23 protein-coding genes are annotated in these 23,904 nt (G+C 60.7%); 10 read left to right on the top strand and 13 right to left on the bottom strand.

Going from position 1 to position 23,904, the window contains the following annotated elements; translation table 11 throughout:
• Positions 1-32 precede the first annotated feature (32 nt).
• From ACSQ83_RS34485 to ACSQ83_RS34475, 3 genes are read right to left on the bottom strand one after another with little or no spacing between them, the layout of a single operon-like run.
• The gene (locus ACSQ83_RS34485) at positions 33-632 is read right to left on the bottom strand and encodes a DUF4865 family protein (protein WP_436231194.1); all 600 of its coding nucleotides are present in this window, start codon (positions 630-632) and stop codon (positions 33-35) included.
• A gap of 51 nt (positions 633-683) precedes the next feature.
• Positions 684-1,082: a tautomerase family protein gene (locus tag ACSQ83_RS34480; RefSeq protein ID WP_436231193.1), complete on the bottom strand. Its 399-nt coding sequence runs from the start codon at positions 1,080-1,082 to the stop codon at positions 684-686.
• 39 nt (positions 1,083-1,121) lie between these two features.
• The gene (locus ACSQ83_RS34475; protein WP_414951603.1) at positions 1,122-1,523 is read right to left on the bottom strand and encodes a tautomerase family protein; all 402 of its coding nucleotides are present in this window, start codon (positions 1,521-1,523) and stop codon (positions 1,122-1,124) included.
• A gap of 832 nt (positions 1,524-2,355) precedes the next feature.
• Here ACSQ83_RS34475 and ACSQ83_RS34470 point away from each other — a divergent pair.
• Together ACSQ83_RS34470 and ACSQ83_RS34465 are read left to right on the top strand one after the other, a co-directional pair.
• Positions 2,356-4,680, top strand: coding sequence for a beta strand repeat-containing protein (locus tag ACSQ83_RS34470; RefSeq protein ID WP_436231192.1), 2,325 nt, complete (start codon positions 2,356-2,358; stop codon positions 4,678-4,680).
• A gap of 82 nt (positions 4,681-4,762) precedes the next feature.
• Positions 4,763-6,484, top strand: coding sequence for a ShlB/FhaC/HecB family hemolysin secretion/activation protein (locus tag ACSQ83_RS34465; RefSeq protein ID WP_436231200.1), 1,722 nt, complete (start codon positions 4,763-4,765; stop codon positions 6,482-6,484).
• 9 nt (positions 6,485-6,493) lie between these two features.
• Here ACSQ83_RS34465 and ACSQ83_RS34460 read toward each other — a convergent pair whose 3' ends face one another.
• Positions 6,494-7,756, bottom strand: coding sequence for a multidrug effflux MFS transporter (locus ACSQ83_RS34460; RefSeq protein WP_436231191.1), 1,263 nt, complete (start codon positions 7,754-7,756; stop codon positions 6,494-6,496).
• 146 nt (positions 7,757-7,902) lie between these two features.
• Positions 7,903-9,471, bottom strand: coding sequence for a PLP-dependent aminotransferase family protein (locus ACSQ83_RS34455; RefSeq protein ID WP_436231190.1), 1,569 nt, complete (start codon positions 9,469-9,471; stop codon positions 7,903-7,905).
• 122 nt (positions 9,472-9,593) lie between these two features.
• On the opposite strand from ACSQ83_RS34455, the gene ACSQ83_RS34450 reads away from it, so the two are divergent.
• The 3 genes from ACSQ83_RS34450 to ACSQ83_RS34440 all read left to right on the top strand — a co-directional run bounded on the left by ACSQ83_RS34450 (position 9,594) and on the right by ACSQ83_RS34440 (position 11,415).
• Entirely contained in the window at positions 9,594-10,229 is a 636-nt protein-coding gene (locus tag ACSQ83_RS34450) for an FMN-binding negative transcriptional regulator (protein ID WP_436231189.1), read from the top strand.
• 181 nt (positions 10,230-10,410) lie between these two features.
• Positions 10,411-10,686, top strand: coding sequence for a YceI family protein (locus ACSQ83_RS34445; RefSeq protein WP_414966894.1), 276 nt, complete (start codon positions 10,411-10,413; stop codon positions 10,684-10,686).
• A gap of 78 nt (positions 10,687-10,764) precedes the next feature.
• Positions 10,765-11,415: an NAD-dependent epimerase/dehydratase family protein gene (locus tag ACSQ83_RS34440; RefSeq protein ID WP_436231199.1), complete on the top strand. Its 651-nt coding sequence runs from the start codon at positions 10,765-10,767 to the stop codon at positions 11,413-11,415.
• Positions 11,416-11,567: 152 nt separating this feature from the next.
• Here the strand turns inward: ACSQ83_RS34440 and ACSQ83_RS34435 are convergent, their stop codons facing one another.
• The 7 genes from ACSQ83_RS34435 to ACSQ83_RS34405 form a co-directional block, all read right to left on the bottom strand.
• Complete coding sequence (locus ACSQ83_RS34435; protein ID WP_436231188.1) at positions 11,568-12,314, bottom strand: MipA/OmpV family protein; 747 nt, start codon at positions 12,312-12,314, stop codon at positions 11,568-11,570.
• Positions 12,315-12,548: 234 nt separating this feature from the next.
• The gene (locus tag ACSQ83_RS34430) at positions 12,549-13,115 is read right to left on the bottom strand and encodes a DUF4136 domain-containing protein (protein WP_436231187.1); all 567 of its coding nucleotides are present in this window, start codon (positions 13,113-13,115) and stop codon (positions 12,549-12,551) included.
• Between the two features lie 34 nt (positions 13,116-13,149).
• Positions 13,150-15,612 (bottom strand): CHASE2 domain-containing protein, encoded by a 2,463-nt coding sequence (locus tag ACSQ83_RS34425; protein WP_436231186.1) that lies wholly within the window; start codon positions 15,610-15,612, stop codon positions 13,150-13,152.
• Between the two features lie 9 nt (positions 15,613-15,621).
• Positions 15,622-17,031: a FecR domain-containing protein gene (locus ACSQ83_RS34420; RefSeq protein ID WP_436231185.1), complete on the bottom strand. Its 1,410-nt coding sequence runs from the start codon at positions 17,029-17,031 to the stop codon at positions 15,622-15,624.
• Entirely contained in the window at positions 17,028-17,750 is a 723-nt protein-coding gene (locus ACSQ83_RS34415; RefSeq protein WP_414951587.1) for a response regulator transcription factor, read from the bottom strand. Before ACSQ83_RS34415 ends, ACSQ83_RS34420 begins: the two co-directional genes overlap by 4 nt.
• A 109-nt stretch (positions 17,751-17,859) precedes the next feature.
• Complete coding sequence (locus tag ACSQ83_RS34410) at positions 17,860-18,258, bottom strand: hypothetical protein (protein WP_436231184.1); 399 nt, start codon at positions 18,256-18,258, stop codon at positions 17,860-17,862.
• A gap of 47 nt (positions 18,259-18,305) precedes the next feature.
• Positions 18,306-18,458 (bottom strand): hypothetical protein, encoded by a 153-nt coding sequence (locus tag ACSQ83_RS34405; RefSeq protein ID WP_414951583.1) that lies wholly within the window; start codon positions 18,456-18,458, stop codon positions 18,306-18,308.
• A gap of 520 nt (positions 18,459-18,978) precedes the next feature.
• Here ACSQ83_RS34405 and ACSQ83_RS34400 point away from each other — a divergent pair.
• From ACSQ83_RS34400 to ACSQ83_RS34380, 5 genes are all read left to right on the top strand, one after another.
• Positions 18,979-19,770, top strand: coding sequence for a substrate-binding domain-containing protein (locus ACSQ83_RS34400; RefSeq protein WP_436231183.1), 792 nt, complete (start codon positions 18,979-18,981; stop codon positions 19,768-19,770).
• 64 nt (positions 19,771-19,834) lie between these two features.
• The gene (locus tag ACSQ83_RS34395; RefSeq protein WP_436231182.1) at positions 19,835-20,440 is read left to right on the top strand and encodes a pyridoxamine 5'-phosphate oxidase family protein; all 606 of its coding nucleotides are present in this window, start codon (positions 19,835-19,837) and stop codon (positions 20,438-20,440) included.
• Between the two features lie 143 nt (positions 20,441-20,583).
• On the top strand, positions 20,584-20,955 hold the full coding sequence (locus tag ACSQ83_RS34390; RefSeq protein ID WP_414966333.1) for a YciI family protein: 372 nt from the start codon (positions 20,584-20,586) through the stop codon (positions 20,953-20,955).
• Positions 20,952-22,220, top strand: a complete 1,269-nt coding sequence (locus tag ACSQ83_RS34385) for an RNA polymerase sigma factor (RefSeq protein ID WP_436231181.1) — start codon at positions 20,952-20,954, stop codon at positions 22,218-22,220. The genes ACSQ83_RS34390 and ACSQ83_RS34385 overlap by 4 nt, the downstream gene beginning before the upstream one ends.
• A gap of 141 nt (positions 22,221-22,361) precedes the next feature.
• Positions 22,362-23,189, top strand: coding sequence for an AraC family transcriptional regulator (locus tag ACSQ83_RS34380; protein ID WP_414951578.1), 828 nt, complete (start codon positions 22,362-22,364; stop codon positions 23,187-23,189).
• Between the two features lie 23 nt (positions 23,190-23,212).
• On the opposite strand, the gene ACSQ83_RS34375 is transcribed toward ACSQ83_RS34380, so the two are convergent.
• Positions 23,213-23,800 carry a LysE family translocator gene (locus ACSQ83_RS34375; RefSeq protein WP_436231180.1) on the bottom strand — a complete coding sequence of 196 codons (588 nt, stop codon included), beginning with the start codon at positions 23,798-23,800 and terminating at the stop codon, positions 23,213-23,215.
• Positions 23,801-23,904 lie beyond the last annotated feature (104 nt).

The raw sequence follows: 23,904 nt of genomic DNA, 5'->3' as shown, positions 1-23,904 counted from the left end.
AGGCGACGCTTAGCCGATGCATTCCTCCCCGGTCAGGCGCGCGCGTGATCCGTCAGTTCACCGAAAGCGGGAGCCGAAACATGGAGGACCTCGTAGCTGTGAAGGCCGGCGGGCAAGTCAGATTGCGGCCGCTCCCAATAGTCGAATCGAACGAGATGCCAGCTACGTGGATCAAGACCAACCGCACGCGCGAGCAGACCTTTCGTGCTGTTGACCAAATCCGATGCAAGTTTCACTTCCCGCCTGCGCAGCTCGACAAGATCCGTGTCCGGAGGCAAGGTCTCTTCTTCACGCGTAACCGATGCGATAGCCGTTGGATGGTCTAGCCTTTCCGTTCGGGCAAAAGCCAAACAAGGCCAGGTCTCGACCAGCGGCACGCCAAACGATTCCTTGATTCCGCCGAAGGCGGGACCGGCGAGAAAGCCCCACATCGCGTCGACTTGCGGCCACAGGTAAACCGGCGAGTATTGATTGGCCTGGGCGCCAAATTTCCCCTTCTCACGAATGAGGAAGCATTTGAGGCCAAGCCCGGTGAACGTATCGAAAGATGCTCCCTTGTTGGCAACACGGCTACGGATGATTCGCATGTCGTAGTCGGCAGGCAGGGTGATTTGATATTGCATGATAAACATGGTCTTGCTCCTTTCACGCGATTCACAGGCTCGCGGATTGATTGGCCCCATTCAAGCTGATTTCGTGTCCGGGATGTAGGACGCAACGCCGTTGCCGAAGGACCAGTCATCCTTGTCGTTGGACGAGATGACGACCTGCACGTCCTCGGGGCGCATACCCGGATCGGCCGACAGCCGTTGTACGATTCCAGCGTAAAGCGCCTGCTTTGCCGCGGTGTCGCGCCAACGCCCGGCGATAACATGGACGAACACCAGATCGTCCGTGCGCTCGATGCCGAGATAGTCCTTGTCGTAAATGATCTCGCCCGGCTCTCGCTGTTCAATAAGCTGGAAGCGGTCTTTAACGGGAACGTTGTAAGTGTCCACGAGCGCTTGATGAATGCCGTCGGCAATTGCGCGCAACTGCGCGGGCGACTTTCCTTTGAGTACCGAAATCCGGACGAGGGGCATGACAATCTCCTATCGATATAAACAAGTTTTCCAGCAGGTTCATGCGGCGCTGTGATGTGCCGATTTCGCGCGCTGCAGATGAGTGATGCCGTCGTAACCCCATGAGTCGTCCGGGGGTTCATCGACGATGACGTAGGTCGCCATGGGCAAGCCGCCGCCCAGGATCAGCTTCAAAAGCCGATGCGTTTCAGCGATAAATCGCGCCCTTTCCTCGACGGTATTGCTGCCCGCAGCGACGCTGGCCGTGACATGTGCCAGCACGGGTGCGACGGCGCCCGCGATCGACCATCTGCTCGCGGGCACCTGTTCGATCAGCACGGATGTCAATTCGCGCTCCTTCCGAAGTGCTTCGAATACGATGTCCGTCAGGCCGCGCTGGAGTCGGCCGATTTGTTCGGGTGCGAGTGTGGGTCCGGCGATTTTGACGTTGATGAAAGGCATGACGGGCTCCGTTCGATCAGCGGCTTGGCGACCGCTATGGAGCACACAGATTACGTCGGCAGGTCATTTTCGAAAATTTGAAAGTACCGAAGTCATACTTTCGCCAAATCGAAGGATCACTTGTCCGGATACCCGGCAATCATCGGCTGATGGAACCGTTCGGCTATATCCCGCCCGCTGAAGCGGAAGCAAACACCGTCCGGCAAACTTGAAACACCCGCCGTTGAAATCACATTAACTTAAACAAAGCAGCCTCGGCGATTCCCGGGACGGTGCAGTAACGACTGTTCTTCATCCATTGAATGTAAAAACGGAAGATGTATTCGTTTCGAACTCCGAGCTCATAATCGGGGGATTAGCTATCAGGGATACTCCGGATTTCATCGATGAGATAAGTTCCCGATATCCGCCTGACTTACCCGCAGACACGACTTGAAGCCATTCCCACCGGCCGAAACCTCTCGCCGCCGCAACTGCCTTTAAGCCTCTCTCCTCATTTATTCGGGTTAACAACAGATAGAAGAAATAAAAAGGGTTGAATGCTATCGCGCCAGCCGTCAAGTTATGGTCAAAACCATATGGAGCCGATATTGGCCGCTCAACAGTGCGGTAGACCACTTAATTTCCATTGTTCTGAAGACATATTCATCTTAATTTCGCCGAAATGTTTTTATAATGGATTTGGCTCGGTCGATATTGATTCACCACATTCCATCGCTTGATATTTTCCCGGCATTGAATAACCTGATATCTCGAACGGTTGTGTCAGGCTTTTCTTTTGTATGCCGGGAATTCCCGTAGCCAAAGCGGTCTTTGTGCCCTGGAGGAAGACATGTCGCATCGGCGTCCCGTCGTCATACTGCTTTTACCCATCGCGGCCTCTTTCTGGATGCCTTTAACGCAAGCGGCTGGCGTGCTTCCGCAAGGCGGCCAGTTCGTTGCAGGCAACGGCAAGATCACCAGCGGCAGTTCCGGGCTCAACATCTCGCAGACAAGCGCGCGCGGCGTGATTGACTGGAATTCGTTTTCGATTGGCGCGGGGCAACACGTCACGATCAACAACGGCTCGGGCGCGACGCTAAACGTGGTCACCGGTAACAGCCTTTCGTCAATTAACGGGCTGCTGAGCGGGACCGGCAGCGTGTATCTGATCAATCCGCAGGGCGTGCTGGTGGGGTCGACCGGCGTCATTACGACAGGCGGCCGCTTTGTTGCTTCGACGCTCGGCGTATCCAACAGCGCGTTCATGAACGGTGGATCGCTCACACTCAGCGGTAATGGTAGGGGCACTGTCGTCAACCTCGGCGCGATCAGCTCTACCGGCGGCGATGTCTTCCTGATCTCGCGCACGACCGTCTCCAACCAGGGCAGTGTGACGGCGGCGAAGGGAACCGCCGAGCTTGCGGCCGGTAGCCAGGTCCTGCTGCAGGATTCGTCTTCCGGTCCGCAGGTGTTCGTGCAAGCCGGCAGCGCCGGGCAAGTGCTCAACTCAGGCACGATCCGGGCTGCGCAGATCAACCTGCAGGCTGCGGACGGCAACGTGTACGCGCTTGCCGGACAGCACAGCGTGATACGCGCGACCGGCACCGCCACGCGCGACGGCCATGTCTGGCTGGTCGCAAACACCGGCAACGTCAACGCCCAAGGTACCGTCGATGCAGCGAATGCAGCCGGCAGCGGCGGCACGGTCGACATGAGCGGCAAGACGGTGAATGTCCAGGGCGCGACGGTCGATGCGGCACAGTGGAATCTCAGCGCGCCCACCTTCACGATCGACGCGGCGACTGCTAATGCACTCTCGCAGAACCTGTCGCGTGGAACGTCAGTTGCCGTGACGACAACGGGCGCCGGCCGCACTAGCGGCAACCTGACCGTATCGTCCAGCCTGAATTGGAATGGCGCCGCGTCGCTTGCGCTGAATGGCTATCACACGGTCAGCGTCGGGCAGCATGTCACCGTCGCCAATTCAGGAAGCGGCAATCTGACGTTGCGTGCGGATGCCACCGGAATCGACAACGGCGGCAGCGTCATCAACGCGGGCACGATCGACTGGTCGAAGAGCACGGGCATCGTCTCTGCGCTCTATGACATGAACGGTAGCTGGCAACCCGGCACCATTCGAACCAATCGCACGTGGAGTGCTGCTCCGTTTAGCGGACTGCTGACGCAGGTCACGGCCTATCAACTCGTGAACACGCTCGCCGACCTGAACAAGGTGTCGCAGAACCTCGCAGGCATTTACGCACTTGGCAAGAATATCCAGGCTGATCCGAACGTCGCTTTCAACCCTATCGGCAACACGCCAGCTACACCGTTTACCGGCCAGTTCGACGGGATGGGCCACACGATCGACAGTCTTGCTTATGCGGCGACGAATTCGACGTCGTTCACCGGGGCCATTGGCTTGTTCTCGACAATAGGGACCACGGGGGTAGTACGCAACGTGGGCGTCACCAATGCATCCGGCAGCGGTCTATTCGCAAGCGTCGGCCTCATCGCGGGCGACAATCTTGGTCTGATCACGAACTCGTACAGCAGCGGGCTGGCAAGCTCCGGAAGCTTTGGATCGGGCAGCGCCGGTGGAGTGGCAGGTCAGAATAGCGGCACGATCGAGCGCTCCTGGAGCAGCGCGTCAGTCGGTACCCAGGGCGTATCCGGCGGTCTTGTCGGCATCAACAACGGACTGGTCCTGCAGTCGTACGCTACTGGCAGCGTAAGCGGCGGAAGCCATGGTTTGCAGGGCGGTTTGGTTGGGTCGAACTCGTCGACGGGTGTCATCAACCAGTCTTACGCGACCGCATCGATTGGAACCTCAACCGAGGCGGGTGGTCTGGTCGGGACCAACGCAGGATTAGTTGAAGAGTCCTACTCGGCTTCCACACGGGGCGTGGCGGGTCCTCCGCTCGCATCGTACGGCGGGATTGCCGCAGAGAACACGGGCACCATCGCGAATAACGTGTTCTGGAACACAGCCAACACGCGTAACGCTCCGGGCGTCGTCAACGGCACGCAAATACCCGCCGCCAATGGTTTGACGACCGCGCAAATGAGCGTTCCGGCCAGCTTCGGTTCGAGCTGGAATTTCAGTCCGAACGGAACGTGGGCGATCCCATCCGGTGCGACGTCTCCTGTGCTGCGATGGCAAGTTGAGCATTAAGCAAGCAGCGTTGCGTCGCGGTTCGCGGCGGCCCGGCAAGCCGCCGGGCACCGCGCGTAAGTGGGCGCATGTTGTCACCCGCGTGGGAACGGGTGCCGTCCTGATCGCATTTGCGATCGCGGCGGCGGCACAGTCGTATCGTGACGTGACACCCACGCCACCCCCTCCAAACGCGCACCAACTGAAGCCGCCAGTTCTTCCCGAAGGCGATCCCAACGCCACGCAGGTGGCCGTCGAGACGCTGCGCGGCCTGGTCTTCTCGGCAGATCACAGCGGTCAGCCTTCCGTCACCGAGGCAGCGCAGGGCGCGATCACGGCGCAGGGCCTGCCGCTTCTCGATGCCCAGTTCCTCGCCGGCTTCTCAGCCGATCTCGGCCGGCCGATGACGTTCGGACGGCTCGCGCGGATACGCCGCGCAGTTGTGCAGCGCTTTCGCGAAGCGGGGCAACCGCTCGTCGATGTGTACGTTCCCGAGCAGGACGTATCGGGCGGCGTCGTGCGGATTGCGGTGGCGAGTTATCGCCTGGGAAAGGTGATCGCGCGCGGTAACCGATATTTCTCCGATTCCGTGCTGACCGGAGAAATGCCGCTCACCAGCGGTGAATCGATCAGCGAGGCCGATGTGACGTCGGGGCTGGCGCTACTGAACCTGAACCCTTACCGGACGGTGAACGTGGTGTACGCGCCCGGGGCGGCGAAAGACTCAACCGACGTCGTGCTGGAAACGCAAGATCGTCTGCCGCTGCGCCTGAGTGCCGGCTACGACAACGGCGGTGTGAGCCAGCTTGGCCGCGACCGCTTTTTCGCCGGAATCGACTACGGCAATCTGTTCGGCCTCGATCAGGAGATCGGCTACCAGCTCACGACCAACAGTGACGTGTTCGACGGCCGCCCGGATATCTTTGGCGGTGCCAATCACCCGCGCTTTGTAGGCCATTCGTTTAATTACAGCGCGCCGCTGCCGTGGCTTGATCGGGTCGAGCTATTCGGCATGTATGCGCAAGGTACGCCGGATCTGCCGGACAGTTATGGGCAGACTGGAATCTCGGCACAACTGAGTTTTCGTTACGACTTGCGGATCGCGTCGTCAGGACAATGGCAGCAGCAGATGCAGTTCGGCTATGACTTCAAGCGGTCGAACAACAACCTCGAATTCGGCGGCTTCCAGGTGTTCGGGTCGAATACCCATATCCATCAATTCGTCATTGCCTATGACGCCACCAAAACCGACGCGCTCGGCCAGGCAGCCGTGAATGCAACGCTCTTTCTGAGTCCCGGGCACTTCGACGGTGATGACAATGACGCGGCCTTCAACACCTCGCGCCTCGGCGCGACAGCGCGGTACGCGTACATACAGTCGTCGGCCCAGCGCGATGTGGCGATCGGCGCCGGCTTTTCACTGTATGCCCGAGGCGTGTTGCAATGGACGCCGAATACGTTGCTGCCCAGCGAGGAACTGGGGCTTGGCGGCGATACCAGTGTGCGTGGCTACGAGCCGTATGTCGTGCTGGGCGACCGCGGCTGGGATCTGCAGACGGAATTGCGCACGCCGCCACTCGCATTCGGCACGACGGGCACGGCGCTGCAGCCGTTTTTATTCATCGATGCCGGACATGCCTGGAATCGCATCGATGAGCCGGCCGAGCAGAACAACGGTTCGCTCGTCAGCGCCGGCGGGGGCTTGCGCTTTCAGATGTCACGATTCGTCGCCGTACGCGGTACCGTTGGCTTTCCGCTGCGCGCAGCCTTGCCGGGAGGCAAGACTTCGCCGCTGGCAGTCGTGTATGTCGTGATTGGCACCTAGCGGCGTGCTTCACGCCACCTTGCCGTCGCGGCACACGGGCGCATCGGGCTGAAGTTGCGCCAGATGCCGCAGCAGTTTCGTCACCATCCAGACAACACCGAACGCGAGAAGCACGAAGAACACCGCGAGCGGCGTGAGCACCTGCACCGACAAGAAACCGGCGAGCCCCATCATCGCTGACGATACAAGCAGCAGTGCGCACCCGAGGATCGCACTCGTCAAGCCCGCGATGTGCGGGAACAGGGAATTGCCCTTGGCCATCAGCGTCGGATACATCGCGCCTGCGCAGAACCCCATCACGAGCACGGGTGTCGCGAGCGTCCATACGCGCAGGCCGACCGTCAGCGCCAGCAACAGCATTGCAATTGACGTGGCCGCCATCACGCGCGCACCGAAGTACAGCCGCTGCTCCGCGGTCGGCAGACGCGGGCCGTGGATGCGGTTCGACAGGCCGCCCAGGAAATACATCATTCCGATGCCGAGCGCGAGGTAACCGAAGAAGGTCGGCGGCTCGTGCAGCGTGTTCTGCACCATGAACGGCCCGACGATGTTGAATACGAGCAAGATGCTGTAGCACAGTCCCTGCGCGAGAAAACAGCTCTGGAACACCGGGCTCGAGAGCACCTTGCCCGCATTGGCGATCAGCGTACGCGGCTCCAGGCGCACCGGGCGCTGCAGCGTTTCACGATACCGCCAGATCACCGCCCACATCACGAGCGAATAGACGAGCAGGAAAACGAGGCAGGCCTGCCAGCCGAACCACGTCTGCAAGTGGGCGCCGATCACGGGCGCCACGATCGGCGCAAGCCCCCACGCGATTGCCATGTACGTGAACGCATGGACCAGCGTCTGCCCGGAGAACGAGTCGGTGATGATCGCCTTCGCGAGCAGGTTGGTAGCGGCAATGCCGAAGCCCTGCAGACAGCGGGCGAGGAGGAACGTCTCCAGATTCGGCGAGGCGAGCGACAGCAGGCAGCCGATCGTGAATATGACGAGGCCGAAAGCCAGCACGGGCTTGCGTCCATAGGCATCGGAAACGGGGCCAAAGACGAGCTGGCCGAGCGCGTAGGCCGCCATGTAGCCGGAAACGCTCGACTGGATTGCCTGAGGCGATGTCGCGAAATAACGCGCCATCGCGGGGAGCGCGGGCACGTAGATGTCGATCGCGAGCTGTCCGGCGGACGCGAACAGGCAGATCACAAACAGCAGGAAGCGCGGCGAGTTCGGTGTAAGCGCGGGAGGGGCAGAACGGTCGGGGATAGTGGAGGTCATGAAAGCATCAAAGGGGCGAATTCGGTGATGCGCCGTTGGCCTGTACCGGCATGTTCGACTGTCGAACACGGCGCAGTTCGGCGGCATCGACGCGTATTGTGCCTGTCATCTCAAATTTCGACACGGCGCCCGATCCGGGTGCATGGTCAACGGCCTTCCGGCGTGGATGCCGGCCTGCCGGCGTCTTTCCGTCTCGCACCTGATTTCGCTGCGTCGGTGATAACCGCCGCGAGACGCTCTGCGGCATCCTTCATCTGTTCACTGCTGAATCCGCCGAAGCCAAGGACGAGTCCGGGGCGGCCGTTCCCCGGCGAGAACATCGGCGACATCGCCCGTACCGCCACGCCGGCGCGCGCGGCTGCCGCGGCCACCTCGCGGTCGTCCAGGCTTTCCGCAAGCCACAGCACCAGATGCATGCCCTGATCGCCGGGCTGCACCCGCGCGACTTCTGGCGGCAGCAGCGAGCCGATGGCAGCAATAAGCTGTGCCCGATGGTTCGCATACACATTGCGAACCCGCCTGATATGCCGCTCGAGGTGGCCGTCGGCCATGAACGCCGCGAGCACGTGCTGATCCGCATTCGGCGGGTGCCGGTCCATCAGGACGCGCGCGCCACAAAACGCATCGGCCAGATCGTGCGGCACGATGACATAACCCAGCCGCAGCGATGGAAACAGGATCTTGCTGAACGTACCCAGGTAGACCACCCGGTCCGGTTCCGAGCTATGCAGCGACGGAAACGGATAACCCTCGTACCGGAACTCGCTGTCGTAGTCGTCTTCGACCACCCAGGCGTCGTTGGTGCGCGCCCACGCCAGTAACGCGCTGCGTCTCGATGTGCTCAGCGGCATGCCGAGCGGATATTGATGCGAGGGCGTCACGAAGGCCACTTTCGCGTGCGGCGCCTGGCGGATGCCTGCGTCGACATCGATGCCTTCATCGTCCACCGGCACCCGGATCATGACGCTGTCCCGGCCGTTATTCTCGAGCGTCGCAGTGATGCCGCGATACGCGGGATCCTCCACCCACGCCTGATCCTTCGATCCCAGCAGTACCTGACTCGCGAGATACAAGCCCTGCTGCGTGCCGCTAGTGATGATGACCTGGCCGGCGTCGCAGTGCACCGAGCGCGACTTGCGCGCGTAAGCAACGATCGCTTCGCGCAGCGGCAGCGCGCCTTTCGGATCGTCATAACCAGCGGGTGCGCCCGGGCCTTTGGCGCGTACACGATTACCTAGCCGACGCCAGATATCGGCAGGCGCCGTCAGGCCGATAGGAACCGAGATAGCGAATGGCATCGGCGGTAATGGCGTGAACTCGCGCGCCACCTGGGCAAAGCGCGCCGCCGGTTCGGGCAAACTGGTCCGCGATGCTTGCCCCCGGGCCGTTTGCGGTTTGCGAACCTGCTTCGCTGGGCCTGTTTGTCTTCCTGCGCCCCCGCCCGATAATGCCTCGGCAACGCGCGTGGCCGCCCCTCGTTGCGACTCGAGGAAACCCTCGGCGATCAGTTGCTCGTAGGCTTCGACCACTGTTCCACGCGCGACCTGCAAGGAAGCGGCGAGCAGCCGCGTGGACGGCAAAGCGTCGCCGGGCCTGATTTCTCCCCTGTGTATTGCCTCGCGCAGGAGTTGCGCCAACTGGCCGGACAGGTTTCCCGCACCTCGTTCGAGTGCGCCGAGCGCGGGAACATCTAATACAAGGGGCGTTCGCGCCATGATTCTGGTTCAATGAAAATGATTCAAATTGGCTCTACAGAATAAACCAGTTTAGGCACACACTTCATACGAGACAAACGTCCTTCGCACAGGCGAGCGACAAAAACCTATTGGAGCCACGCATGTATCTACCCGCGCATTTCGACGAGTCTCGCAAAGACGTGATGCACGCACTCATCGCAGGAAATCCGTTTGGCAGCCTGATTTCCCATGGCAAGAGCGGTCTGGACGCCAATCACATCCCGTTTGAGCTTGCATCGAACGAAGGCGATCTGGGCGTGCTGCATGCGCATGTCGCGCGGAGCAATCCGTTGTGGCAGGACGTCGTCGATGGCGACAAGGTTCTGGTCATCTTCCGTGCTGGCGATGCGTACATTTCGCCCACGTGGTATCCGAGCAAGCATGAAGCGCACAAGCAGGTGCCAACCTGGAATTACGTCGTCGTTCACGCCCATGGGCGCATCACCATTCGCGACGATGAAAAATACGTGCGGAGCGTGGTCGCCCGTCTGACCCGCACGCACGAGGCAACTGAGCCCCAACCGTGGAAAATGGGCGACGCGCCGAGGGATTACATCGACACCATGCTCAAATCGATTGTGGGTTTGCAAATCGATATCACCCGGCTCACGGGTAAGAGCAAGCTCGGCCAGAACAAGGAAGCGCGGGATATCCGAGGCGCGGGGGAAGCGCTCAAGGCACGCGGCAATGATCGGATCGGCGACGCGATGCTTGAGCGCGCGGCGGAGAAGGAGTGAAAGTCAGCGGCGTTTGACGACAACGGCGTCTCAGCGAAATTTGATGCCAGAAGTACGGCCGTGATCGAGCGACAGGAAGCGAAGTTCATCTTTACCGATAGCAACATCGGCCGTTGGCAAGACTTGAATGAGTTTCCTGCAATAACTCGCCGACTACCTTTGGCATTGGCAATCGCTTCAAATAGAAATCCCCTTCAATAGCACACACATCAAAAAGACGGGCACCAGGACGGCAGACATCCAAGGTGACTTTGCCTTGCTTGGGATCACTAAGCGTTTGGTGCTCAAGACGAGGTTCAATCGAATGGCACAGGATACGATCGGTACCAACGTTTATAAAGTAGGTTTTACGGCAACAACAACGATCAAGCGTTACGATTTCGGCATGAAGGCCTATGTCCCCTATGTTGGCGACGGTGTTCACGTGACGATCAATTTCGAGGGAATCAAACAATAGGCCGTAGGTCTCTACGTATTCGACACGGTTTATCGCGAGTACATGTTGGTTCGAACGACAGGATGAGAGAACGTGAAGATGAAACTACTACTGCTCGGTGCCACAGGCTTGGTGGGAAGCAGAACATTGAGGCTAGCACTCTCCAACGGCGCCTTTTCGGACGTGATTGCACCAACACGGAGACCGCTGGCGCCGCGTGACAGACTGGTGAATCCAGTTGGGCCACGCCTGGAGGAACTTGTTCCGCTTCTGATGTCGTACAAGCCGGACGCGGTCATATGCGCATTGGGAACGACTCAGGCAAAAGCAGGCTCGAAAGAAGCGTTTCGTTACGTCGACTACGCACTACCCATCGCATTGGGGAAAGCCGCACATCTCGCCGGCGTAGAAACGTATGCAATTGTGACTGCGATGGGTGCATCTCCAGGTTCCATGAGCTTTTACTACAGGACCAAAGGAGAGGTTGAGAGGGACATCCAGGAAATCGGGTTCCGGTCGCTTGCGATCTGCAGACCCAGCCTCATTGGCGGCGAGCGGAATGAAGCAAGGGCTGCAGAAGGAGCCGCACTGACACTGCTTCGACTTTTAGCGCCGGTCCTGCCGAAGAAATTCCATGTCAATCAAGCCGATGTGATTGCTGCCACGTTGCTCGATGCAGTTATCGTTGCAAAAACGGGGTGTCGTTGGATCAACTCTCAAGAAATGATTCAGAGTCAACGCCGCGCTTAAGGATTCGGCGGCGTAACCGACAGGATGATCCCGGTTTGCTTGTCCGATTCATTCCGATATCGATGGGCCAGCTTCGTATCTTGCCCGATAGCACCGATGGCGAAGCGTGGCGCGACTTCCGAACAGAATCACAACAACCGCCAGTCCCCAGCTCACCTGAACCGATAATTCACCGCGGCGAGAAAATTCAATTCAGTTCTTTGCTCGGTGATCGGGCTATGCCCTGCGTTGTGCTCCAACCGTCCGGCCGTGAGCGACACCGATCCTACCCATTTCTTCGAGAAATCGTAGCTGACGTAGGTGTTGAGGTGAACGTCCCGGATGCCTGAACTCGTGTCATAGGCCGGCAAACCGGAAGCCGCGCTTTGACTGGCGGAGACGCCGAAAAGCGAACGGTTATAAACGGCATTCGCCCACGTAACCCCCGGCCCAACCGACACCAACAGCTTCGACGTCAGCGGCATATTCGCCACCAGATCCCCGCTGACCAGCAACCCTTGCCCGGTCCCCGCGATGTCCTGATAAGCCGCGACCGAGCCCGTCAATAGCGACAGAGAATAATCGGCAAACACTCTCAGCTTGGGTCCGTAATGCACATTACCCAGGCCATGAAGACGCGGGTCATCGGATTCATTACGCGATTGAAAATCGAAGCTGATTGACGTGCCGAAGTGATACGCCGGACCTTTCAGGAGGTTGATGCCGAGTACGTCGAGACCTTGGGAGAAGATCCGGTCATCGTAGGAAATATCGAGCGATGGCAGCGGCAGCACCTGAAACGCACGGGAACCCGGGTATTTCGGCGCCACCATCAACGCGGGGCCGACCGAGACTTTCCAAGGATCAGCGGCGCTGGTATCGGGGGTAGCGCTCTGTTCGTCGGCGAACGCGTTCGTCATCAAGACGCAAGTTAACGTGACTACGGTGCAACGGCAAAAATCGGCAAACTTCACTGCGGGTTCCCTGGCGTGGCGAGTCCTTCGGGCTCGTGTGGACTGAACGTCTTCAGCGGCTTCGCGTGGTCGTCTGCAATGCTGGCCATTGCGTCGTCGCTCTGTCGTCGCTTCGTTCAGGCGCAAGAATACGCCAATCTCCGCGCGCCAATTTCCCGCATGCGCATCTTCCGCCAGCCACTAATCACAATGCGCGACCTCGCGCCGCTCGGCATTGTGCATGGGAAAGTCCGCGAACGCACAACTCATGAGGGCGTGCAGCGCTGCGCTGCCGGCCGGGTCGCGATCCGTATGCGTCGCACTCACCTGATAGGTCAACGCCCCGCTCGTCCGGTCCACAAACTGAATAGTCAGCGCATGAATGTAGTGTTTGCGTCCAAACCACTCCTTCTGCGGCGCGACGTCGTCGCATGCGCTTTCCGGTGCGCCAGCGCATTCGGCGCGCACGCGCACGGCTTGCGGACGCGTTGCATAACCGAGCTTGACGAGGTAGTCCGCGCTGTTCGCAGGCACGTGATGCAAGCCCTTCGCGGCCAGCGCTTCGTCAAGCCAGCGAGCGGTAGTCGTATCGGTGGCCACAGCGGTTGTAGCGTCGCTCTGAGGCTCGACGCTCGAAGCCTGCAACGCATAAGTCTTCGCGCCCGACGTCGCGAAATCGCCGCCATTCGCACTGTAGGCGCTGATCCTCACCGGCGGTTCGCTCGCGCAACCGCTCAATATCGCGAGAAAGAAAATGGCGCTTGCCATCGATCGTATGTTCACTTCGTTCCCCAAAAAACGTTCATTGCTTCTGAGATTGCTCCTGCGCGGCGGGTTGTTCACCGTTCGCTTCGCGCGGCTCGATAGTTTGCGAGCGCAAGGTGATCGTCACCGTCGTTCCCTGGTCCGGCGCACTCTGGATGGCTATCTCCCCGGCGTGCCGGCTGACCACCGTCTTCACGAATGCCATCCCCAGCCCGGTTCCATCGCTTGGCGGCTGGCCATCGAGATGAAAGCGCCGGAAGCGTTCGAATAAATGTGCCTGCTGCTCAAGCGCGATACCGTAGCCCGCATCGCGCACCACGCACACGATCGCGCCCGGCATCTCCGTGACAATGCAGTCCACGCGCGTGCCCGGCGGGCTGTATTTCACCGCGTTGCTGAGCAAGTTGATGAGCGCGCGCGTCATCAGCGACCTGTCTGCCAACACCCAAAAAGCCTGACCTTCACTCTCGCAACGGACCTCGATGTCCTTCGCGTTCGCGAGCGGCCAGATCTCGTCGCTGGCGTCGATCGCGAGCTCATGCAAGTTCAGCAGTTCAAGACTGTAGTGCTGCGATTCCGCCCGGGCGAGCTGCAAAAAATCATCGGCTAGCGCAAGTGAGCGGCGCGCATAGCGTTCCACTCGCTTCATCAAGTCCATTGCCGGTTTTGAGTCGATGTGCGGCCGCTCGGTATCGAGCAACGCGAGTATCGACGCCTGCGGTGAGCGCATGTCGTGCGACAGCAGATGCAGCATGTCGTCGCGCTGGCGCTCGGACGCGTGCAGCGCGGTGATATCGACCCAGCTCGCAATCCAGCCAAGCGATTCGCCCGCGCTGGTCGTGCAGGGCGCATAGCGCAACATGTGATCGCGGCCGTGGCGATCGCGCACTTCAATGCCGTGCATCATCACGGCTGTGTGCCGTTCGTCGCGCGGGTCGAGCATCGCGGGCCATTGCATGCCGCTTGGCAATGCCCCGCTGCTGTCTTCATCGACGAGACGCACAAAGTGGAACTCGCCGAAGAGCTGCATGACCGACATGTCGTTGAAACGCACGGGACCAAAATGCAGCCGCGCGGGATCGTTGACCATCAGGATGCGGCCATTGCGATCGCAGACCATGATCGGCTCGGGCAAGCTGTTCAAGCTGTCCCAGATGAACTGCCGCATATTGCGCTGGCGTTGCACGGCCTGGCGCGTGAGCGCGATCAGGCGCTCGAGTACATCACCCGCCGCGCCGTGCGGTTTCTGTTCGGAACCCGGCAGCAGATTCGGCTCGGCGGCAAGCAGACGCAGTTCCTGTCCGAGATACGACATGGCCACCTCAAGACGCCGCCAGCTCCACAGCAAATAGATCAGCGCGAGGCCGCCGAGCGCCGGCACCGGCGAGAGCCAGCGCGAGCGCAAATACACCAGGCAAGCGCTCGCAATCAGGCAGGCGCCGCCCAGTGCGATCGTGAGCATGAGTGACTGCAGCGGCGACACCACCAGCAGCGCCGCGAGCAGGATGCCGACCGGCAGGAGGCTCGCCCAGCCCGCAGTCCTGTCGCTGATCGGTTCAATGGCGCGGCCGTCGAACAATGCATCGAGGATGGTCGCGTAGATATCGACTCCGGGCAGTTCGCCCACTTCGCCTGAGATCGGCGTGGCAAAGCGGTCACGCAGCCCGGCCGCCGTTGCGCCGACCAGCACGATCTTGCCCGCGAAGAATTCAGGCGGCACCGCGCCTTGCATCGCGGCCGCAAACGACACGCGCGGATAATCCAGCGACGTACGTGAGAACGGGATCATCATCCGATGCGCGCGCTTCAGGTCGCCCGCGCCTGCCGGTCCCGACGCTGCGAATGCTGCATCCGCAGCCGCTGTTTCGATGCCGGGCAACGTTGCTTCGTTCCCCCGCATCGCCTGATAGACCGGCACCGTGATGCTCGGCCACCAGTCCTTGCCACTGCCTTCGAACAGCGAGACGCTGCGCACAATGCCGTCGTGATTCACTTCCAGGTCGATATGACCCACGCCCGCCGCCGCTTCGCGCAGCACCGGGACGGGCTCGACCACGGCGGGCTCGTTCTGGTTGACGGGCAGCCGGTCGACGAGCAGCGGCAAATAGGTCGGCACATGTTTCATCGCGTCGGCGAAGGCAGCGTCGCCGGGAGACGGCTCGGTGAACAGCACGTCGTACGCGACGCTCGCCGGCTTGGCCTTCGCCAGTTGCGTGAGCAACGCCGCGTGCGTTTCGCGCGACCACGGCCAGCGCCCGAGCTCGGCAATGCTTTCGTCGTCGATCGCGACAATCACGATGCCGCTCGACGGACGGGTCGACGCGTGCAGCAACAACTGATCGTAGAACAGGAAACTGGCGCGTTCCGTCAGCGGGCTCGCCACGCCAAGAAGCACTGCGGCCACGCCCACCACGCCGATCAGCATCCATTCCAGGAAAAACCGCTTGCCGATCGACGGCCCCGGCCAGCGCCGGCTGTGGAAGGGAAAGCGCCATGGCATGGGTTGCGCCTACCGCGTTTGAGTGAACGACCGGATTTCGCTGGGGATCGACAGGAGCAGGCCGTTCTCGAAGGTATCGACAACAATCGTCCAGTAGTACTTTCCTGGCGCCAGATGCGCCACCGACATCTCGCCGCCCGACACATCGAGCAGGTCGATAAGCGGCGCGCTCAGGTCCGCATGATCCGACAGGATGAACCGATACCGCGCGCCCGTCGCCGCACCATCGACATGCCAGCGGAACAGGTAGCCATTCCCGTCGATAGGCGTAGCCGCCGCGTTGGTGGTGTCAAGTCGGCGGGTGAACGTGAACACTTGCGGCAAGCCGTCGATACCGTGCGCGTCGGTGGCCGAGACACGCACGAAATAGTTGCCATCGGGGATATTGTCGAACGCCGCTTGCGGGCCGGTCGTGCGCTGGTCGCGAAGCAGGTCGAGGAAGCCAGCATCGGTTGCGATCTCCGTGCGGTATGCCCCGGCGCCGTCGACAGGCGTTATGTCGAAGGTCACTTGCGGCGCGCTCTGCACCTTGCCCGGATCAACCATCTCCGCCGGGTCAAGCAAGCGCACCGACGCGCCGGCGGCGTCGCCCGTGCGCGTCAGGTTGCCGTAGCCGGCCAGCACCAGCGTCTGCGCGCCACCCTTGATTGGCTGCGGCGCGGACGTATTATCGGGCGGCACGTTGTCCGCTTTGGAACCATCCACGCCAATCTTGCCCGCCAGCACTTCAACGGTCGTCGCGTCCTGCGCCGTCCGATAGTTCACCCGGAAACGCGTACCGCGCACGCCGGCCACCACCGACGGCGTGATGACCCGGAACGAATCGCGTGGGCTCTTGAACGGCGTGACATCGGTCGTGACCTCGCCTTGCCTCAGGTCGAACTGTCGATCAACCGCGCCGGTCAGCAGCGTGGTCCGCAAGCGTCCAATCTTGATCCGGCTGCTCGATGGCAACACGACATGCGAGCCGTCGGACAGCAACATGGAGACGAACGCGTCACGGCCAGTGCTGATTTGATCGCCCTCCATCAGCAATGTCCCCGCGCTCACCGGCAGCGGGGGCGCGCCCGCCGTGCCGAGCTTCTCGACACTTCCGCGCACCGCCACAACCTTGGCGGTCAACAACGTCTGCCTGAGGCGCGAGGTGGGGATGGAAAGACGGGCGTTGATCTGCAGATGACGCGGATTCGCCACGTGATTGATGTCGCGCAACAGCCGCCAGTCGGCGGGACTCTGCATATAGCGGTCCGCGAACGTGTAGAGCGAATCGTCCGCGCGCACCACATAGGACGTCATGTCCTGCTGCGGCAGGTGTTTGGCATAGACCGGCTGGATCGCGCAGGCAATGGCGATGACGATGACAGCCAATCCCGGGCGCGAACGTTGATTCACCTGCTCGTTTTTATCAATCCCGTTCACGGCGACTCATTCCCCACTTCATTCCCCGCCTCGTTCCCCACTTTCTCCAACCGGTAGCCGTAGCTATAGATGGGCGTTATGCGGTACCCGTTTTGCGGCCGCAACACCAGCTTGGAACGGATCTGCGAGACGTGGGTATCGATTGTGCGCGACGGGATATCCACGTCCTGCCGCCACACCGCTTCACGAATATGGGAACGTGACAGCGGCCGCGACAGGTTGCGAAACAGCAGCAGCGCGAGCTCGAATTCCTTCTGCGTCAACGCGGCCGCGACTTCGCTGACGAGCGCGGTCTGGGTCGTCAGATCGAATCGATAGATGCCGTAGGTTTCCTCGGTCACTTCGTTCTGGTGCATGTAGATCCGCCGCAGCAACGCTTCCACCCGGGCGAGCAGCACAGGCCGCGACACCGGCTTGAGGATGTAGTCGTCGGCGCCGGCGTTCAGCATCTGGACGATGTCGCTTTCAAGGCTGCGGCTCGTCAGGAAGAGGACCGGCAGGTTCGTGGTGAGATTTTGCCTGACCCATTTCAGCACGACGTCGCCCGTCATTTCCGGCATGTTCCAGTCGAGCAGAAGCAGATCGTACGGCTGACGCCTCAGCTCATGGATCAGGCTCTTGCCCTCGGTAAAAACCTGGCAAACATGCCCGGCCGCAGACAATGTCTGAGCCACGAAGGCCGTCTGGCTCAGGTCGTCATCCAGCACGCAAATCCGCATTGCCTGATATCCCGTTAAATAGTCAAGACGGCCTTGTCATTTATTTCGCCTGGACGCCGAATGCCGATGCAGATTATTTTGGCTTTTTATTATACTTTTTTATGCGAAATCAGCGCATTTGAATCAGCATCCGGTCAAAGCTTTTCATGACATGATCCCATGCCGCATCCGAGTAATCCTCACGAGCCCGCGCACACATGCACGCAAAAGCAATCAGTCGCCGCGCCGTCTGTTCACAGTATGTCAGTGGCATTAGAGCGGCGTCGTCTTCCTGAAGTCCTGCATCAAGTCCTGCTTGAATTCCCTTGAATCGATTCTGAGTGCGGTCTACCGAACGGTTTAACTTTTCCAGCCGTGCACGCAGAATATCCGCCAGCCACGGAAACTCGATGGCGCACGAATCGGCATAAGCCTCGATTGCCGCACGAGCATGCGAATCCGACGTGAGATCGAGCGTCACATAACGCAAACTGTCTACCCGCTGCTGCGGCCGGATTTCGACTTCCACGCAATCGGGCCGCGGCTGGATTTATTCAACATTCAAAGCACCCCGGTCTAGTGACACGCCACGAGATCGCTTAGAAGCGATTGCACCGCGACATCCTGCGTATGGCTCAGGCCGGAATCCCGCAACGTCAATAACCGATTGCGCCAATAGTTCGCGTGGAAAATCGCGCCATTGGCTCCCATCGCAAGACAACGAGACATGATTGCTTCAATATGGACTATCTCCGCATCGATTATTATCGACGCACGATTTCCCTGGTTTAGCATTTTGGTATTCACTTGATATCCCCGAACGCTGACGTCTTGTGTCCGGCGAACGCGCTTCTAAGCCACCTCGCGGCGCTAAATAAACTCGTTCGCCTTCGTGGGCTCTCATCCCTTGGCGCGGGACGCCAGGCATGTTTTTTCCCACTGATATTATTTATCGAAGGACAAACCAAAAATGTCTTTCGATGACACACTCTACCGCCGATCATCGCGCTATCAGACGCAATTTTCAGTATTTAACAGTTCAAGCTGACAGCCGCGGCATGCATGTCCAGCGGTGTGGAAAGTAAAACGTTTGCTTTCACGGTAAGTTAATCGTCAGGCCAGGTCGCAATCGGTTTGGGCATCTTTCCACACCAAATAACACGGGTGTTCCCTAACGAATGACATCGCTGATGCGTTTAAACTTTGTCGGCACAAACGTTATCGGTTCATCCACTTTTTGCGGTCATCCATGAAATCGTTCTTGCTGAAGCTTTCCGCGTTCGCGTTCATCGGCGGCGCTGCAGTCGCGGGCGCTGCAACCGCTGTTCAAGCCGCCGAATTGCACGTCATGAGTTCCGGCGGCTTCACGGCGGCCTACAAAATCCTCGGGCCGAAATTTGCGGCGACAAGCGGCAACACCCTCGACACCGCGCTCGGCCCGTCCATGGGTAAAGCCCCCGAAGCGATCCCGAACCGGTTGGCGCGGGGCGAACCCGCGGACGTGGTCATCATGGTCGGCTACGCGCTCGACGACCTCATCAAACAGGGCAAGGTGATTCCGGGTTCGCGCGTGGAACTCGCCGATTCGGCCATCGGCATGGTCGTGCGCGCCGGTGCGCCGAAGCCGGATATCGGCACGGTGGCGGCGTTGAAGGAGACGCTGCTGCGCGCGAAGTCGATCGCGTATTCCGATAGCGCAAGCGGCGTGTACATACAGAACGAGTTGTTCAAGCGCCTTGGCATAGAAGACCAGATCCGGCCGAAGGCTACGATGGTGCCGAAGATTCCCGTGGCGTCGGTCGTGGCCAACGGCGACTACGAACTCGGCTTCCAGCAAGTGAGCGAGTTGCTGCCCGTGCCGGGCGCAACCTTCGTCGGCAAGATCCCCGCGTCCGTGCAATCGATCACGCGCTTTGCGGCCGGCATTCCAGCCGGCGCGCAACATCCGGCGGAAGCGAAAGCGCTGCTTGAGTATCTCGCCTCGCCGGACGCGGCGCCGGTCGTGACGCAAACGGGCCTTGATCCTGTCACGCAGCACTAGTCACGTTACGTTCCGCCGGTCCTGCTAATGTATTGGCTGAATCACGGTCATGAAGGAGCGAAGCATGTTGACGAGCGTCGAGCAACTGGAAGGTATCTACGGCAAGCCGAACGAGCGGTCGGTACGCAAGGAAATTTCGTTCATCAGCGAGGACTACGCGGCGTTCATCCTGGCGTCGCCGTTCGTGATGCTGGCGTCGGCGGGAGAGGACGGCCTCGACTGTTCGCCCAAGGGCGATGCAACGGGCTTCGTCCGGATCCTCGATCCTCATACGCTGGCCATTCCCGACCGCCCGGGCAATAACCGTATCGATACCCTCAGGAATCTCGTACACGACCCGCGCGTGGCCTTGCTCTTTCTCGTGCCGGGCGTGGGGGAAATGATGCGCGTGAACGGCCGTGCATCGATCGCCGATGACAGCGAACTGCTCGCCTCATTCAACGTCAACGGTAAACCGCCGCGCACTGTCATCCTCGTGCATGTGGAGTCCGTGTATTTCCACTGTTCGAAGGCGGTAGTGAGGTCGGACTTGTGGAACGGCGAGAAGCACGTCGACCGGGCCAGCCTGCCTTCGGCCGGCGACATGCTGAAGACCGTCAGCGACGCCAGTTTCGACAGCAACGCCTACGATCGCGCATTGGCCGGACGCCTGAAGACCGAGCTGTATTAAGTCCTGGACGGAAGCGAACAATCAAGGCGAGTACGCCGTCCGCGATTTTTTCGACGCCCGTGTCCATCAGCATGCGGCCCGAGCGTCATTGTGATGGTGGCCCAATGTTATTCAGCCGCCTTAACCCCATGACGGAGGCTCATATGCAATATCTATTGATGATCTATTCGGAAGAAAACGGCTGGAACCAGATGACCGACAGCGAGCGGCAGCAGGGAGTTGCCGCCTATCAGGCATACACCGAATCGTTGAAAAAAGCGGACGTGCTGGTGGGCGCCAACCGGCTGCAGAACACGAACACGGCCACCACGGTGCGGCTCGTCGACGGCAAGCCGCAGGTGCTCGACGGACCTTATTCCGATTCAAAGGAGCAGCTCGCCGGCTACTACCTGATCGACGTGCCCAACCTGGACTCGGCGATCGCGTGGGCGTCGCGTTGTCCCGGCGCGGCGCACGGCCTCATGGAAGTGCGCCCGCTCTGGACTGCACCCTACGACGCGCCCTCTGCTGCATGAGTGCGTCCGGCGGCGGCCGTGACACTGACGGCGCCGCGCGTTCGATTGCTGAAGCGGTCGCTCGCCGCAGTTACGGCAAGCTCGTGGCGCTACTGGCAATGCGCACGCGCGACGTCGCCGCGGCCGAGGACGCGCTCGCCGACGCGTTTGCGGCTGCGCTCGCGGACTGGCCGGAGCGCGGCTGCCCCGCGAATCCCGAAGCGTGGCTGATGACGGTTGCGCGCCGCCGGGCGATCGATGGCGCGCGCCATCGACATATCGGCGACGGAGTGGCGAACCAGCTCGCGATCCTCTCCGACGAGATCGACGAGCGTGAAGCAGGCGTGTTGCCCGACCGGCGGCTGGCGCTCCTGTTTGCGTGCACGCACCCTGCGCTCGAGGCCGCGATTCGCACGCCGTTGATGCTGCAGGTGGTGCTGGGGCTGGAAGCGAAGACGATTGCATCCGCGTTCCTGATGTCGCCCGCTGCGATGAGCAAGCGCCTTGCGCGCGCGAAGAACAAGATCCGCGAAGCGGGCATTCCGTTCAGCGTACCCGAGCGCGAGGAGTTGCCCGGCCGGCTCGCTGCCGTGCTGGAAGCGGTCTATGCGGCGTATGCGGAAGGGTGGACCGATCCGGTCGGCGGCGATACCGAGCGACGCGATCTCGTCGGCGAGGCGCTGTTTCTTGCGCACTTGCTCGTCGAGCTGCTGCCCGATGAGCCAGAGGCGCTGGGTCTGCTCGCGCTCATGCTGTATGCGCAGGCGCGGCGCGATGCGCGACGCGATGCGGCCGGCGACTACGTGCCGCTGTCGGCTCAGGATCCGGCGACATGGAACATGCCGATGATCGACGCAGCCAACGCACTGCTGCGGCGCGCGAGCGCATTCAACGCAATCGGTCGTTTTCAGCTCGAGGCCGCGCTGCAGTCCGCGCATGTCCACCGCTGCCAGACGCATCGCCCGAACTGGGACGAAATCGTGCAACTCTACGATGCGCTGCTCGCGATTGCAGCGTCGCCGGTAGTCGCGGTGAACCGCGCGCTCGCGCAGGCGGAACGGGACGGCCCGCAGGCGGCGCTCGACGCGCTCGCGCCGTATGTGGACGATCCGCGGCTGGCCGACTACCAGCCGTACTGGGCTGCGCGTGCCGATCTGCTCGCGCGTGCGGGCGCGACAGACGAAGCGCTCGGCGCGTACGATCTCGCGATCGGACTCGAGCGCGAGCCGGCCGTGCGCCGGTTCCTGCAGCGCAAGCGCGTCGAGCTGTTATCGGCGAAAAGTTGATTGGCCATTGCGTTGGTCAAGCGAGGTCCGTTCCGTTCTCGTCGGATTCGGGTTGAGTCGATATGATTACATCGTCCGTTTGTACAACGGGGAAAACTGCCGAGTAGTGAAGAGGCTCATTGAAGATTAAAGGAACCCACCGTGGCGTTACCCCGTATTCGCACATCGGCTCCACGTTTCTGGCGAGATGCCGCGCTACCGTTCATCGAAGCCAGAGCGATCGATGACGGCCGCGAGATCTGCTACGCGCGGCACGCTCACGAGACGTTCTCGATCGGCGCGGTGACGGGCGGCGAGAGCATCTATGAGAACGGCTCTGTGCGTCAGCGAGTGGGACGGGGCGCCGTCGTGCTGATGAATCCGCAAGAAGTGCACGCCTGCAATCCGCTCGACGACGAGCCGTGGTCTTATCGGATGTTGCATATCGACACTGAATGGTTAACTTCGCTCCAGCACGAGCTCGGGTTTAGCGAAGGGCATGGCTTCCGGGCTTTCTCGACAACAGCCAGCTGGCAGCCCGAGCTCTATGCCGGCCTTAACCGGCTCTATACAACGCTCACTGACGAGCACGCCGAGACGTTGCAAAAGCACAGCTCCGTTATCGAGTTTTTCGACGATGCACACCGTTGGCTGAATCGCGCGCCCACGCAGCCACGAGATACGAACGACAAGCTCGCGCGAGCAGCGGAATACATTCGTGAGCACCGCACGCGTTCGTTGTCGCTCGACGAGATTTGCGCGGCAGCGCAATTGTCGGCGTCATATTTGATTCGCGCGTTCAAGGCACGCTATGGCATGACCCCGCACGCGTACCTGATCAATTGCCGCATCGAATTTAGTCGCGTCCAGTTGAAGCGCGGCCGTCCGATCGCCGAAGTCGCAGCCGATGCCGGTTTCGCCGACCAGGCGCATCTGCATCGTGCATTCCGGCAAGCGGTCGCGGCCACACCGGGCCAGTATCGCGGTTGATTCAGGAAGTTGTTAGCTAGCCGCTAATCTTTTAGCAGGTAGATCGCGCTGACGCCGAGCATCAATGCCATGGAGCGATTGAAAAGCCGCACGCGCGACGGCTCGTGCAAATGCTGGCGCAGCAGCGTTCCGGCCATCGCCCAGCAAGAAAGCGACGCATAGCAAATCACGAAATATAGCGCCGTAAAACGCCACACCAGGAGGCTATCGCCGTTCGCTGCGTACGCGCCCACACCGGCTATGGACGCGAGCCATGCTTTCGGGTTGAGCCATTGCATCACCGCTCCTGAAGCGAGCGATGGTCTGTCATCGCTTCGGTCGGTGGTGAGCGTACCGTCGTCGCGGGCGAGCTGCCAAGCCATGTATAACAAGAACGCGACGCCGGCCCACTGAATGACATGCGTCAGTTGCGGCCAGCGCGCAAGGATCCGGTGCACACCAAGGCCGACCAGCAAGAGCAGCAGTGTGAAACCAACGGTCGCGCTGGTCACATGCTTCATCGCGGCACCGGGTCCGCGGCGCACTCCGGTGCTGAGCGCAACAATGTTGACCGGACCCGGGGTAATTGAACAGACAAGCGCAAACGCGGACATCGACAGGAGCTGATTCATATGGCTTTCGGAAGTCGGAAGTGAACGACATCCCGAAGGTACGCAATCAGCAAATGGGCGTATTGAATAAAAACACCCAAAGATCGCATCGATGCTGCTTCCAT

It is taken from the genome of Caballeronia sp. LjRoot29 (genome assembly GCF_964252755.1).
GTDB lineage: Bacteria > Pseudomonadota > Gammaproteobacteria > Burkholderiales > Burkholderiaceae > Caballeronia.
Note: the sequence above shows the minus strand (reverse complement) of the source record. Positions and strands in the feature narration are given on the sequence as shown.

What these genes read in the sequence shown, in the direction of transcription:
- ACSQ83_RS34425 (WP_436231186.1), bottom strand. Translation starts at nt 15,612, where the DNA reads ATGCCATGGCGCTTTCCCTTCCACAGCCGGCGCTGGCCGGGGCCGTCG.
- ACSQ83_RS34455 (WP_436231190.1), bottom strand. Translation starts at nt 9,471, where the DNA reads ATGGCGCGAACGCCCCTTGTATTAGATGTTCCCGCGCTCGGCGCACTC.
- ACSQ83_RS34385 (WP_436231181.1), top strand. Translation starts at nt 20,952, where the DNA reads ATGAGTGCGTCCGGCGGCGGCCGTGACACTGACGGCGCCGCGCGTTCG.
- ACSQ83_RS34400 (WP_436231183.1), top strand. Translation starts at nt 18,979, where the DNA reads ATGAAATCGTTCTTGCTGAAGCTTTCCGCGTTCGCGTTCATCGGCGGC.
- ACSQ83_RS34395 (WP_436231182.1), top strand. Translation starts at nt 19,835, where the DNA reads ATGTTGACGAGCGTCGAGCAACTGGAAGGTATCTACGGCAAGCCGAAC.
- ACSQ83_RS34470 (WP_436231192.1), top strand. Translation starts at nt 2,356, where the DNA reads ATGTCGCATCGGCGTCCCGTCGTCATACTGCTTTTACCCATCGCGGCC.
- ACSQ83_RS34440 (WP_436231199.1), top strand. Translation starts at nt 10,765, where the DNA reads ATGAAACTACTACTGCTCGGTGCCACAGGCTTGGTGGGAAGCAGAACA.
- ACSQ83_RS34415 (WP_414951587.1), bottom strand. Translation starts at nt 17,750, where the DNA reads ATGCGGATTTGCGTGCTGGATGACGACCTGAGCCAGACGGCCTTCGTG.
- ACSQ83_RS34435 (WP_436231188.1), bottom strand. Translation starts at nt 12,314, where the DNA reads ATGACGAACGCGTTCGCCGACGAACAGAGCGCTACCCCCGATACCAGC.
- ACSQ83_RS34450 (WP_436231189.1), top strand. Translation starts at nt 9,594, where the DNA reads ATGTATCTACCCGCGCATTTCGACGAGTCTCGCAAAGACGTGATGCAC.
- ACSQ83_RS34375 (WP_436231180.1), bottom strand. Translation starts at nt 23,800, where the DNA reads ATGAATCAGCTCCTGTCGATGTCCGCGTTTGCGCTTGTCTGTTCAATT.
- ACSQ83_RS34430 (WP_436231187.1), bottom strand. Translation starts at nt 13,115, where the DNA reads ATGGCAAGCGCCATTTTCTTTCTCGCGATATTGAGCGGTTGCGCGAGC.
- ACSQ83_RS34405 (WP_414951583.1), bottom strand. Translation starts at nt 18,458, where the DNA reads ATGTCTCGTTGTCTTGCGATGGGAGCCAATGGCGCGATTTTCCACGCG.
- ACSQ83_RS34460 (WP_436231191.1), bottom strand. Translation starts at nt 7,756, where the DNA reads ATGACCTCCACTATCCCCGACCGTTCTGCCCCTCCCGCGCTTACACCG.
- ACSQ83_RS34475 (WP_414951603.1), bottom strand. Translation starts at nt 1,523, where the DNA reads ATGCCTTTCATCAACGTCAAAATCGCCGGACCCACACTCGCACCCGAA.
- ACSQ83_RS34485 (WP_436231194.1), bottom strand. Translation starts at nt 632, where the DNA reads ATGTTTATCATGCAATATCAAATCACCCTGCCTGCCGACTACGACATG.
- ACSQ83_RS34390 (WP_414966333.1), top strand. Translation starts at nt 20,584, where the DNA reads ATGCAATATCTATTGATGATCTATTCGGAAGAAAACGGCTGGAACCAG.
- ACSQ83_RS34480 (WP_436231193.1), bottom strand. Translation starts at nt 1,082, where the DNA reads ATGCCCCTCGTCCGGATTTCGGTACTCAAAGGAAAGTCGCCCGCGCAG.